The organism is Legionella pneumophila subsp. pascullei (genome assembly GCF_900637585.1).
GTDB classification, from domain to species: Bacteria; Pseudomonadota; Gammaproteobacteria; order Legionellales; family Legionellaceae; genus Legionella; species Legionella pascullei.
This window is the reverse complement of record NZ_LR134380.1, coordinates 2,370,735-2,383,928: the sequence shown is the minus strand read 5'-3', so window position 1 is coordinate 2,383,928 and position 13,194 is coordinate 2,370,735. Positions and strand designations below refer to the sequence as shown.

The following is a 13,194-nucleotide window of genomic DNA, read 5'->3' as shown; positions in this document are numbered from 1 at the left end:
TAATTATAGTACACCTGAACAAATATTTTTCTAATCAACAATTCGTTCGAATTGCCTCATAAAAAATGTTACCGAAGAAAAAAAGGACATAGAAATGGGGAAGCTTTCAATGGATCTGTATTTGGACAATATTATTAGGCGGTATCACGCTGCTACCCGGAAAGAAAAGAGCACGATATTAAATGAGCTCTGTACTGCAAGTGGTTACCACAAAAAACACGCAATACGATTGTTAAATCAAAAGAAACAGACCAATAAAGCTGATAAAAAAGACGGGGACGTCCACCCCAATATAAATGTTCAGTTTATTTAGAGCCATTAAAAAAGATATGGCTATGCACGGAACAGTTATGTGGGAAGCGGTTAAAAATGGCCCTGCCATTATGGTTGCCGCATTATGGAGCTATTTATGGTGAATTAGACTCTGTAATTTATGAAGGCTTATTAAGGATGAGTGCCTCTACAGCCTCTACAATAGATCGTATGTTATCCAGTTCACGTGTTAATGGTAAACGAGGGTTGAGCGGAACAAAACCGGGTACCATTTTAAAAAAACATATTCCGATAAAAACAGATCAATGGAATGAAGAAAAGCCTGGCTTTTTAGAAGCAGATACTGTTGCCCACTGCGGTTCATCTTTAGCAGGGGATTTCGCATGGAGTTTAACAATGACCGATATGTGTTCGACATGTGCGTTATCATTTTTTTTATAAGGTCTGGAACGAGTGAATTGGATCGCTGTTTCCTGAGGTCTTTCTGCAAACTTTCGAATCAAATAATAATTTAAAAGTTCTGAGCCATTGTCACAATCAAACCCTTTGATTTCAAAAGGTAAATTAGCTTCAACATCATCAATGGCATTGCCCACTCCATATGCCCCTTTGTTCCAAACTGCCCAATTTTCTGTCCAAGTTAATAAAATATCAGTCATGGTTAAACTCCAGACAAAATTACCTTCTAGAGATATTCCACAATGCGCCACTGTATCTGCCTCCATAAACCTTGGTTTGGTTTCTTCCCATTGGTTTGTTTTAATTGGAATCTGATTCTTAATAATAGTGCCGGGTTTTGTGCCAGATATCCCTCGTCCTTTGTAATTCGCCTTGAGTGGCTTTAATAGCCTGTCTAATGTGGCTGAGCTTATTTGCTTAACCTTAAACCTGATAATCTCGTCTAGGTCGCCAAACTCTTCTTCATAAAAGTGAAGCCAATCTTGCAAAACTTCTTTCAAACGTTTACCGCAAATTTGATCTGCCGCTAACCAGATGGGTTTTATAATCGGTAAATAAATTTCTGCTTCATACGTCGGTTTCGCTCCTCGACGTTTAGAAGACTTAACTTTCTTTTTATTCAGCTTTCGAATTAAATACTTGCGATTCATCCCAGTCAAATCGCATAGTTCATTCAATAATAGACTTCTTTTCTTTACATTAGAGCGCCGATATTTGTGATATATTCGCTGCCAATCGATTCGTTTTTCATAGCGTTTTGCCATCGTTAGCTCCACAATTTCGGGTTACCTTAATTGTGATGCAACGAATGCTTTTTGATGCTTGTTTAAATTTTTACCGGGTTACCTTTAATGCGATTCAACACGATAATGACACATTTCTTTAAACCACCCCTTGCAAAAATCATCAATATCACAGAATATTTTCACTATCGGTGCTAATATCCTGTTTCCTTATACAATTCGGGCGTGAATTTTAAAGAAAAAATCTATATGGCACCGATATTTTTCCCAACAATTCAATGACATAACCTTATTCTTATATCGAGATGAGGTTATTCTTAACTGTAAGAGCTAATATGCCCAAGTTTAAAACAGATGAAGAGCGGATGAAGCATCCGCAGGCAAAACTAATTCCTTCCTCAATGTGGAATGACAATGAGCTATTTTGTGAAACTCTAAATGATACAGTACTTTCATTAATGAAAGTCACAGAAAAAGACTTAATGTATCGTTTAACTAATGCAATTCCAAAACTAAATAACCTATGGCTAAAAAAACAAGCCTGGTTAGCTATTGCATTAAGCCACCCAAACTTGGAATTATCAATGTTGGAACAAGTTGCTAAATTGTTAGGACTAGAAGATAGCAAAATTTTTTCTTTATTGGCGATTTTAGGGAAGGTACATCTTTTAGCTGAGTTTGTAAAAAGGCATGCCCAAAGCCATATTTTGGAACTGATCGCAAGCAATAGCTTTTCTGTATATAGAAAAGCAGCTGAAAATGGTCATATAGATGTGTTGGATTATTTGGAGACACTGGTAAAACCCAAGCAGGTCATTCAAATGATTAGAGCAGTAGATTTTTCTGCTTATCGAGACGCTGCCCGAAATGGTCATCTTGATGTATTAAAAAACTTGGAAGGTAAAGCTCCTGATCTGGTTTTAAGCATGATAAAGGCAGAAAATTTTTATGCATACAGACTTGCAGCGGCTCGGGGAAATATTGAGATATTAAAGCATTTAGAAGCAAATGTACCAAATCTCATTACAGACATGGTGAAAGCAGAAGACTTTTATGCTTTCCGTAAGGCTTTTGAAAATGGCCATATTGAACAATGCAAAACCCTACTCTCAAAAAGTAATCTTTGTTTTGCCTATGCCGAAATGCATATGCGTGAATACGGTGAGCAAATTATTGAACCATTCATCGATCAACTACTCTTAACGCTCCATCGCGATAGTCTGAATACTCCTGCTCATGGTGTTTTTGATGTCAAAGATCCAGAGCAGGCAAAAATCTGCTTTTATATGATAAGAAACATAATTCGTCGTAATGACCGGGATTTCGATGATCAGATACGTTTTTTACTGAGTATTCCATCAGTCAGAGATTTAGCACACCGTGAAATTACAGTTGGTCTACCAAATGAATTAGTACGACTTGCTTTAACTACAGGCAATCAACAAGCCGCATCCATTCTTTTAAATATTCCTGAAGTCAGAATACTCTCTGAACAAAATAATTATTATTACGCAGACATACAAGGACAATTGGATTTAGCTCGACTTGCTAAAGATCGTGAATCGGCTATGACTGCACTGACTAAAGGAGAGCAAAAGCGTCTAAATGCAGCAATTGAATATTATCGACCAGCATTGAAGGAGCATGGTGTTGATAAGCTTATGAATGATTTGCGTGAGCAATTAAGACAGCGATATGAAAGCAAACCAGCCTTGATAATCAGTGATGATGGACTTGAAATTAAATTACCTATGGATTTTTCTGAATTCCAAAAACTCAATCTCAACAAAAATGAATATCAACAGGCTCTAAAAGCATATTATCAACACAAGGATCACACGGCATGGCGTTATCTTGCGAAACCTAACCTGTGGATGAACAACGAGGCGTCTTATGTATACTTCGATAAAAAACGTGGAGAGAGATGGTCTACGTTTGAAGAATATCAACCACTGATTGTCTTGTTTTGGTTGGCTGCTACTGACAACTCAACACCACCGATTGATGGCCACACATTCCAATCGCGACTCGATCATTTTATTGATGAACTTGCGCTGATTGGACGCGCGCACAATTGGGATCAAACTCGAATTAATGAAAAGCAACAAGAAGAAGAATATGATGATTTGACTGGCGATAAACCTTCTTGTTTCTCAGGCGTAAAGCGCAGACTCTTCCAATCCGTCCTCGGCCATCCCCTAATTACCATTTTAACCGAAGATATGATTTTAGAGGAAATAAGAAATTTTGCGCGAGATCATTTCCAATCACAAATTAATGAAGAGAACAGACACATGTTTAAAGAAGCGTTCGAAGATTACATTGTTAATACCAATGATATAGAAGAGGACAACAAAAAACTTCTTTTAACGTTGAATATTTCTAAAGAAAAACTACAGCAATTTGAATTCAACTTAGTGAATAAATATGGTGCTCAATATGCAGAAGATTGTTTTTTCCAAAAACTTGTTCGTACTAAATTAAGTTTAGCATCCGATGGAACAGAATTCTTTTATCAATCTCATGCCCTGTCACTAGATGGTATTGTTGGATTCTATAAGTTGGTTAATGGTAGTACCCTAATCAGGCCAGATTTTAGGTAGTGCATCAAAATTGTTGAGCACACATTTCTAGCAAATTTAAATCGATTGATAAACACGCCGAAAGGTCTGATGGCCCTTGAGTTTTCCCACTTTGTTACTATTAAAAATTCGATTAAGTCTTATCTTAATTTTTGTGCGTGAAGCAGCTCTAACAAAGAGTTTTTGGAATAAGTCAGGCTCACAATTTCCCACGATGACTTGCTGAAGCTGCTGGTGCATGACTCCAAATAAAATAGAAAAATTTAATCGCTAAGTGCCTGGATTATCGGGGCTCCATGGGCCTTGAGTATCACAAAATTTTAGCGATAAGAAAATAAAGTACCCGTAGTCTTTATTTTCTCATCTGCTGTCGATTTCAATCATTTAACCAGCAAACAAGCACTTAAATGTAACCACTTTCTCGACGATAGGTATCACTCTCATCTTCATCTACAGTGCGAGTTAATTCGAGTTTTACGGGTTCAGTGCCTATTTTAGTTGAAATTTCATCAATTAACTGTGTATTTTCTTCAATTTCGATTTTCGAAGTCATTTTACTAGTGAGTTTACTTAACAGTCCATGTAACTCTTCGGCATTTTCTTTCGATATACCTAAACCTTCTTCCAGCTCTGATGGTTTTTTATTTGCTAAAAAGGCAATGACTTGATCCGTATTAAGCTTGTCATTAGTAAGCTCTGTCTTAAACGCTCTTAGAGTTTGTTCCTTCATTTTTATTTGCATTCTCTCGATACCTACTGTATCTGTGGTAACACCTAATTTGTTAGTAACAGACCATAATCCCCCTAATAATCCTCCTTCCTGATTATCAAGTGAGAGAAGCTTGGCCCTTCTTGCTTCAGCTAAATTATCGTGATGAATTTTACAGATATCACGTAATTGTGTAATCAGATCTTTACTCTTGGATTGCAAATCCAGCATTCCAGAATGGGCTTTTTCCTGTTTATCAAGGAGAGAATTTCTACAGGCACTAATTTCTTCTTTTTGTTTCATACTTTTAACCGAACTGTCCAATGTTTTTTCAAGTTCTGTTAAAAGACCAAGACATGCTTTTACGTAAGGTCCTCCTTCCTCAAAGTTAGCTCGGTCGTTGATTCTGGTCAGAGCATCTTTGGTAGATCTTAGTATTGCATCGGTCAGGTTTTGATTGAAGGTTTGCAGTTGCCTTTTTAAACCGTCTAAATCAGACATATCCAAAGGTTCAGGGGAATCACCATGATTTTTTATTCTATCATTATGAATAAATTCCAGGGTTTCCAGGTAACTGTTAAGCTTGGTTGTCATTGATTTTATATCTTCAAAGGTCAATTTCCTGGGTATTTTTACTAATGCTGAGATGTTTCTGGTTGTTTTCTCCAGAAGTGCTGTCAGTAATTTGGGTTGAGCGTTTTGTACTCGTTTTTCCAAGGCTTCTATATCAGAGAATTCCACTGCTTTTTCTTTATCATCATGTATTCGGGATTTTTCACTGCGCAGGAATTTTAATGCTTCTTGTATGTTATTTAAATCGGACATAGCCTTTTTATAACTATCAGGATTTAAAGGTTTGACCTTTTCAAAGTCACCAACTTTTTGTGTCGTTCCATATAGGAGAAATTGATAGTATTCTCTCGCTTTTTTTGCGGAAACAAGTTCAGCCGAGACTGGCTTGCTACCCATTTTTGTTGATATTTCATCAATTAATCTTGCGTTTTCCTGTAATTTATCTATTGGAGTAGCTTTTGCGCCCAGTTGCTTTAACAGTCCGTGCAATTGCTCAGCATTCTCTTTTGTTATGCCCAAACCTTCTTCCAATTCCGATGAATTTTTCTTTGCCAGAAATCGAATAAGTTGATTTATATCACTCTTGTCATTGTTTAACTCAGTTTTAAATCTCGCAAGTTCTTTTTCCTTTTTTGTTTCAGCGTGACTTATCGCTGTCGTTATCCTACTGAAGAAACCGTCTAGTATTCCTCCGGTCTTGTTCAGTTCCTGTTGCAGTACCTCTCTCGTTTTAGCTAAATTGTCATGGTGAATATTGCATAGATTGCGTAATTGTGTAATCAGTGCTTCACTCTTGTATTGCAATTGCAGCATCTCCGGATAGGCTTTTTCCTGTTTATCCGTTAGAGAATTTTTATAGGTATTAAAGTCTTCTTTTTGTTTCGTTGCTTTCTCTGAACTGTCCAGTGTTTTTTCAAGCTCAGCAAAATGATCAAGACAGCGTTTTATGTTAGGTGCTTCTTTTTCGAGTGTAGCCGGATCCTTGATTTTATCCAGAGAGTTTTTGGCTTCATCTAATAAAGTTTGAGCTAAAATCTGACTAACGCTTTGCAGTTGATTTTTTAATTGATCCAGGTCAGACATATCCAGAGGATCGGTAGATTCACCATGATTTTTGATTCTTTCATTACGAATAAATTCCAAAGTTTCCAGGAAACCATTAATCTTGGATGTTATTGATTTGATATCGTCAAAACTAATTGATTCAGGTATTTTTGCAAGGTCTTTGATACCTTTTGTTGCTTCTTCTACAAGTGTAGGGTATAACTTGGGTTGAGCGTCTTGTAATCGCTTTTCCAAGGCTTCTATGTCAGAAAAATCTACGGCTTTATCTTTGTCAGTATGCATGCGAATTTTTTCATTACGCAGAAGGTTTAATTCCTGTTGCATGTTATTTAAATCAGCAATGGTTTTGTTATAGCTTTCAAGATTGGCGGGTTTGATTTTCTCAAAGTCGGTGACTCGTTTTGTCACGTCTGTGACAAGCGCTTCATACCGTACTCTCATTTTCTCAGCATCTTGTACAATTGGAGTAGTGGTTGCACGTTGCAGTGCTTCAAGATTTCCAGCTAGTTCTTGCTTGATACCAACGATTCGTCCTCTTAACTCTTGTCCTATCCCCTTGGCTTTACCTATTTCTTTTTCTGCAGGCAGTTTATTGAGCGCTTGTAATGCTTCTGTGACATTTTGTTTATCCAGCGCTTCACTACATTCCGTGAGGGCGGGGATAATCTGGCTTTGCAGCATGATTCTCTTTTCAATCTGTTGTTTTAATACATCCATTTGAGCTTTGGCTCTAACCGCTTCTCCTGATTTAAAGGCAGACCATTGCTTATCGGTAGGGAATTTTGCCAAGGCTTTTTGCATCATCTCCATGTCGTTGGTTCTAAGCGCGATATGGCATTCCTGTAAGACAGGGATGACGTGTTGGTTAAGAAAATCTCTGCGTTCAGGGGATATTTTATTGTCACTGGTTTCCAGAGAAAGACGATGAGAGATTCTATCAAAAATCCCTTCTCTAAGAGGCAATTTGGCTTGCCGTACCATTTCTGTTCTTAGATTTTTTAGTTGTTCGTCGATGTTATAGCTGCCTTTGTCCTTTTCAATGGCGTCCAATGCCTGAGTGACTTTCTCTTTTTGCATTTTCATGAAGGGCTCAACCGCATAACCGCTTTCATGGCGTGGGATAAAGTCAGGACTTTTTACGGCAACCAGTGTAAAGACACAACGGTCTTCTCCTTTTGTCGTTTTACCATCAAAAGTGACTTTGACCGGAACCAAGGCAACATCCTCCGGCAAATAAATGGAAAATTCATCTTCAGACCCAGCCATATGGCTTCCAACTTGCTTGGGATTTAGTAAACCATCCGGGTCAAGCATTTGAAAAACAACATTGGAATCCCAGGCTTTTGTAAGTTCATAATTTGTGGTTGTACTGGCACAGGTTCTGCCAGACATTTGGCTGAAATCATTTAACTTGATTTGTTTAAAGGCCTCTGATGAATGATCGGTAAAAAGACGTTCTGTTGTATTGGCAATCATTGCATTAGCTTGATTGATTAATTTATTTTTAAACTCTTCTGGGAGATTTAATCCACGATACAGTTTTTTAGGAGCCGGAACGTGAGATGTATCCATTAATGATTTATTAGTCAAAGGTGTCATTAAGGTGGTAAACAGCACTTCTTTGAAAGAGGAGCCTTTATCCCGGTTTTGTGCGATGGCATTGACTCGACTAAAGTACCAGGCATCATTTTGCATGAGGAAAATTAAATCATGCTTCATTTGAGTGACATCGCCACCTTTCTTTCTTATTCTATTTTCCCAAGCGTCCCCAATTTTCACTGGAACTGCTTTGGGATCAGTAGAGTGAAACTCGGTGTCTTTCTCATGTCGCATTAAAGTATCGATATTTTTGATGTCGGTGTCATTGAGCAATGAACCTACAACAGCCATATCACATTTGGCTAACAAGTCACGGAAGAATTTTTCTTCCAGCTTTTGTCCATTGATGAGCACATGATCATCATGGATGCAATCAGGATTGGCCATGATTTGCTGAATGATGCGGGCAGCCGCAATTTCATCCATATTGGGTTGTCTACTTCCTTTCTCTTTACTGGGTTGAAATGCCTCTTTCAGAGGATCAATTTTTGCTTTGTCAAGAGCTATTTCTAATTGCTTCAAACAAAAATCCACATCGTTCTCACATCGTGCTCTTTCTCTGGAGTTCAATCTATCCCAATAAGCCATATAACTCATGCCGGGCATTCCGCCTTCCAAATGTTTACCAGAGCCCGGGAAAGTACTTTGGATTTCAGGAAGTTTTAAAAACTCATCGACGCGCATAAATCGTTCATTTTCTTTCAGTTGATAAGTTTGAGGAAAAACTTTTAACTCACCTTCTTTTTGTCCATTTTTCGGTGCTTCTCTGATGGGTTGGCCATTCTTACCAATCACATAGCGCCCTAAACCGGAAACAACCAGATGAGGCTCTTTGTTATCAGAGTCAAAACCTGTCACTGCTTCATAAGTGGCATGAAAAAATTGTCTTTGTATCGAAAAAACGGCTTCTGTTGCCTGGGTACCTATCCAGCGTTGCATGGAACTGAAATAACGCTGCAAGAATGATTCAGGAGGTTGCTTTACCCGAACCAAATCCACCATATGGCCCTGGTTAATCAGCACGTGGGCCGGAGTTGAATCCCAATCATGATTTTTATCTTCAATCACTCGGGCATAAAAATTAACTTCTTCCTGATCTTTGAAGACATCAGGAATCAGGGTGGGTTCATTTTCTTTCACATACTTTAGGAAAGCATCTCGGCTTTGTTCATGGTATTTGGCATAATTTTTAGCAGATTCCTCATCGTCTCTTCCTGTAACGAAGAAAGCCTGCGCAATCATGATTTTTTTCAGTTCTTCTGGCGTGACATCAGCAATAGTACGACCGTCCTTGAATTTTCCTAATGTTTCACCCCTTAATTTGGCTTTACGCGCTTCTTCGACAATGATTTCAGCATAAGCCATTGTCCGTATAGTATGAGCAAGACCATGGACTTGTCTGTATACCATTTGCCCGCCGATATTGGCTGGTGTTGCTTCCACGGTCCCGGTATAAGGTTTCCCCAAATAATTGTCATAGGCGTATTTTGCAGCAGTGCGCACGGTGTCATCGGTGAATAATGAAAACCCATTCCAAACGGGTAAGGATGGTTGTTGAGGAGCAGTGGGTTTAACAGGAACCTCTTTAGGAGAGGTGTCCTTCACTGGAGGAACAGGGGAGGGTAGCTCTATGTGCAAATCTTTTTCAGTGGTTTGTCTTAATGCTTTCGCATCGGGTTGGGGGTCACCTTCTGGAAATTTATCAGCTACAGCCTTTAACCAGCCGGTAATTTTCGGATAACCGTTATCGGTTAATTCATCCTTCATTGCATCCGTGGTGATTTGACCCAGGGTTTCTAAATTGGGAGGATTATCCTTGTTAAGTTCAGATCGTGCTTTTAGTCCAACAGAGGCGACCCAATATCCACAGAGTCCCATGTTTAATCCGGGGTCATTGGGGATAACAGAAAGGGTAGAGCCCTCGGGCAATTGAGTGGTTAAAATGTCTTGGTAGCCTTCACCTGAAATTTTACCCATTGGATCAAAGAGATGGTATTGGTTACCTGAGCCTTTGATTAACATGATCCAGTGACCGGAGTCTCTCTTAGGACCTACCCCAGTTAACACAGGCATAAAACCTTGTTTGTCGAGAGCCTCTTTATCAATAGTGGGTACTCCATTATAAATAGTACCGCTTTTAATCTCAGGATGCCCCATTCGTGCAAAAATAGCATGCATGCCTTCTTGAGTTAATTCTACCCCTTCTACATATTTAGGCATTTTACTTTCTCCCAAACGGATATTTGTACTTACAAATATTGGCTCTAATAGATGTGAATATTCTTCATTTGTATTTTCATTATAGGAGCTCAGGATTAAGAAAGTATTAAGTGTTTAAAAAAAGGGCAGTGCATGGATTGGATAGCTGGAACAGAAGTGAGGGGTTTTTCTATTCTTTCTCTTAAAGTACACGTTAGAAAATCAGGAAGTAAAAGATGAATTTGAAACAGAGAAGAAGTCTGCTCTGTCTTTCTTATAGACTTCTTCATGGGAATGGCACGCTTTCAAGGAGTCATTAGGAAGTTATCCTCTTAGTGCAAACGTTTATCAGGGGGAGATTCGGATTCCGGTTTTTCAGAATCGATATCCGATTTTTCTGACAAGTTTTTATGAGCTTCTCTCCAGAAGCGTTGAATGGTTATCGCAGCATTAGTCTTGGCGACTGCTTGAAAACGTGAATCATAAGAGTCAGTGGATGAGGAGGGATACTTAAGCTTGGCTTCTTCGTAGTAGGACAAAACCAACCTTTTTTGAAAGTGACATCCCGGTCTTGCAAGGTCCAGAAGTTTGGCAACTGCTTCAAAGCACGAATTGGCATCAGTTTTGATTTCTCCTGAAAGTATTTTCTCTACTTGTTGTAATTGTTTAAAAAATTCTTTATCAAGTTGCATGGTTCCTTCAATCAGTGTTACTGTGGCATACAGCAGTTTTTCAAGTTCTCTTAATGGACTTTCCCTGTTGTATCCGCCCAGGTCTTGATGAACACCATCAACAGACAACCCTACACCAGAGACTAGTTTATCAGTGAATTCATATTCTGGTTCACCAGAATAAAGACTGTATTGTTCCATTTGAATTGTATCTTCATCCAATTTGGAATAATCAGGTGTCATCCAGAATTGTGTTTGTCTGAAATGTTTTTCAATATTAGCGCGTTGTTTTAGTAGTGTTAGTGCTCGGGATGGGGGTATTCCAGTCATGATATGAATGGCTTCTGCACAACTTGAAAACATGACGTTAGCCAATTCTCGCCATACTGCTTCCTTTTTAGGTTTATCCATCATATCTCGAGTGATTTTATCCCCGTAGCTGCCAAGTGTTAACTGAATAACCAGTAAATATTCCGCTATGGTATTGAGATACAAATAATTACCAAATAACCTGCGTTTGCCGGTGAATAAAGAGTTGGCTGTACCTGATGATTTGTCAAAGAAGGTTGGATGATAACCTCCAGTGAGCAGTTCCGAGAAGTAATGTTTTGTGAAATCAGAAGAAGTGAACAGGCTTGTTATGGGCAGACTGTCTCCTAAATCAGCTAAACCACTCCCGCGCAAATTGACGAATTCCACGGCTTTTTGCCATTTATCAATGCGCCCTAATTGGAACTGTAAAACATTCAACAGTTGAACCAAAGCCTGGTATCTTCCTTTGTCTTCGCGCTCGTCTTCACCAAAATGAGTATGGAAGATGTCAGCTAATTGGGGAAACACAATGCCTTCACGTAATAGAACAAAGAGATCGTGCACATTTGTTTTAACAGAAGTCCTCAGATGTTCCAAATCCTGATGTTCATCATGCAAGTAAGTGAAATAAGAAAGAGGGGCTTTATAAACATACACTTCAAGGTCTTCGGAGTCGTCTATTAAGGCTTTAAAACGCTCAAAATTTGATGAATCTCTGCATATTTCCAAACCCCCTGATTTTTTAACAGAGTATTGTCCGAGGGGCTGTGGTAATTCGCTTTGTAAATCCAAACGACGTTGATGTTTAAGTAAATAATCTGCCATTTGATATTCTTCTTCCAAGGTGGACTTAGGCTCGCCTTTTTTTTGTACCTTAACCGCGACCACCTCATTGGGGGGATTGCTAAATAACAAAGTTCTGCCCTGGATTCGCAATAACCGATCGCTTGACATTTGATAACGCAAAGAAGAATCAATCGGTCCCTTTTCTTTTCTATAATGATGCTCTGATGAAAGGCTTACTTCTTTAGGTTCTGTTCGTAACAAGAGATTATCAGTCAGAGTGGAATGATAAAAATTGGTGGATAATCTTTCACGAAACATAGGATTAAAGCTGGAATCTTCATCATAGGAATGAGCAAGCCATGCTGTATAAATTGGATTAGGGAAGAGAAAGACAGAGGAATCCCTGAATTTTTGTATAAAGGCGCTTTGGTTTTTGGTTAATGATTCCTTATGATACTCATGAATTAATGCCAGCATGAAATTGGAATGAGCACGGTTATTTTTTAAATAATGAATAATTGGGTATTCACTTTTTTCAATGAGTTCATTGATTATTTTCCATACATGGGGCTCTTTAGAGGCAAGGTAAGTGCCCAATGGCTTGGCTAATGACAGTATTTGATTTTTTTTAATTCCATCGTTCTCTGAGTTGGCAAATGATCTAAGAAAGAGATAGTGAGAGGCAATTTGTTGTGGTGGAACAGAGCTTACCTTGTTGCTTTTGATGAGTTGATCAATGGAAGTGAGATAAATCTGGACTAATTCATTTCTGGTGGCTTCAAAAGGAATTTCCTTTAATGGGATAGAACGCCCGCTTAATACCTTCACAGGTGGTGGCAGAGAGGAGTCATGAGTACTTGTTTCACCGCGCCGGGCAAAATAATATTGTTTCACATGGCTATCCATGATTGTTTCTTTAGGACTCTTTTGTTTAGTAGTGCTTGTAGTTGTTTCAGCTTTTACTTGGTGCTTTTTTTGTTGGACAGGAGCGATTGTTTCCGGTTTGACAGAACCCATCGGTTGGGTAGGCTCAACCGTTTTGGTTTTGACTGCACTCTCTTCCTGGGTGGTGTCAGTGGTTTTAATTTTTGCTGAAACATCAGTTGCTTCCACTGCAGTCTCAGGTGGATTATCTTCAGATTGATCAATACCAAAAAAATCAAGTACTTTCTTTATGAAACCAAACATACTGCGTCCTCATGACCTCAAAAGTTATAGAATAT

Annotated in this window: 5 protein-coding genes and 1 pseudogene; 1 reads left to right on the top strand and 5 read right to left on the bottom strand. The window is 38.6% G+C overall.

Annotation, left to right across the window (positions count from 1 at the left end):
* Positions 1-575: 575 nt before the first annotated feature.
* Positions 576-1,496, bottom strand: coding sequence for a transposase (locus EL201_RS10770; protein ID WP_027222260.1), 921 nt, complete (start codon positions 1,494-1,496; stop codon positions 576-578).
* A gap of 90 nt (positions 1,497-1,586) precedes the next feature.
* Positions 1,587-1,676: pseudogene (locus EL201_RS16000) on the bottom strand (IS982 family transposase); the annotation flags it as partial.
* Between the two features lie 134 nt (positions 1,677-1,810).
* On the opposite strand from EL201_RS16000, the gene EL201_RS10765 reads away from it, so the two are divergent.
* A complete protein-coding gene (locus EL201_RS10765) occupies positions 1,811-4,078 on the top strand; it encodes a hypothetical protein (RefSeq protein WP_027222259.1) in 2,268 nt (755 codons plus the stop codon).
* A 382-nt stretch (positions 4,079-4,460) separates the two neighbouring features.
* On the opposite strand, the gene EL201_RS10760 is transcribed toward EL201_RS10765, so the two are convergent.
* From EL201_RS10760 to sidJ, 3 genes are all read right to left on the bottom strand, one after another.
* Positions 4,461-10,223, bottom strand: a complete 5,763-nt coding sequence (locus EL201_RS10760) for a SidE phosphodiesterase domain-containing protein (protein ID WP_061773176.1) — start codon at positions 10,221-10,223, stop codon at positions 4,461-4,463.
* Between the two features lie 95 nt (positions 10,224-10,318).
* Positions 10,319-10,492: a hypothetical protein gene (locus tag EL201_RS15695; RefSeq protein WP_158272785.1), complete on the bottom strand. Its 174-nt coding sequence runs from the start codon at positions 10,490-10,492 to the stop codon at positions 10,319-10,321.
* Between the two features lie 42 nt (positions 10,493-10,534).
* Complete coding sequence (gene sidJ / locus EL201_RS10755) at positions 10,535-13,159, bottom strand: T4SS meta-effector polyglutamylase SidJ (RefSeq protein WP_027221123.1); 2,625 nt, start codon at positions 13,157-13,159, stop codon at positions 10,535-10,537.
* Positions 13,160-13,194 lie beyond the last annotated feature (35 nt).

What these genes read in the sequence shown, in the direction of transcription:
- EL201_RS10770 (WP_027222260.1), bottom strand. Translation starts at nt 1,496, where the DNA reads ATGGCAAAACGCTATGAAAAACGAATCGATTGGCAGCGAATATATCAC.
- EL201_RS10765 (WP_027222259.1), top strand. Translation starts at nt 1,811, where the DNA reads ATGCCCAAGTTTAAAACAGATGAAGAGCGGATGAAGCATCCGCAGGCA.
- EL201_RS10760 (WP_061773176.1), bottom strand. Translation starts at nt 10,223, where the DNA reads ATGCCTAAATATGTAGAAGGGGTAGAATTAACTCAAGAAGGCATGCAT.
- EL201_RS15695 (WP_158272785.1), bottom strand. Translation starts at nt 10,492, where the DNA reads ATGAAGAAGTCTATAAGAAAGACAGAGCAGACTTCTTCTCTGTTTCAA.
- sidJ (WP_027221123.1), bottom strand. Translation starts at nt 13,159, where the DNA reads ATGTTTGGTTTCATAAAGAAAGTACTTGATTTTTTTGGTATTGATCAA.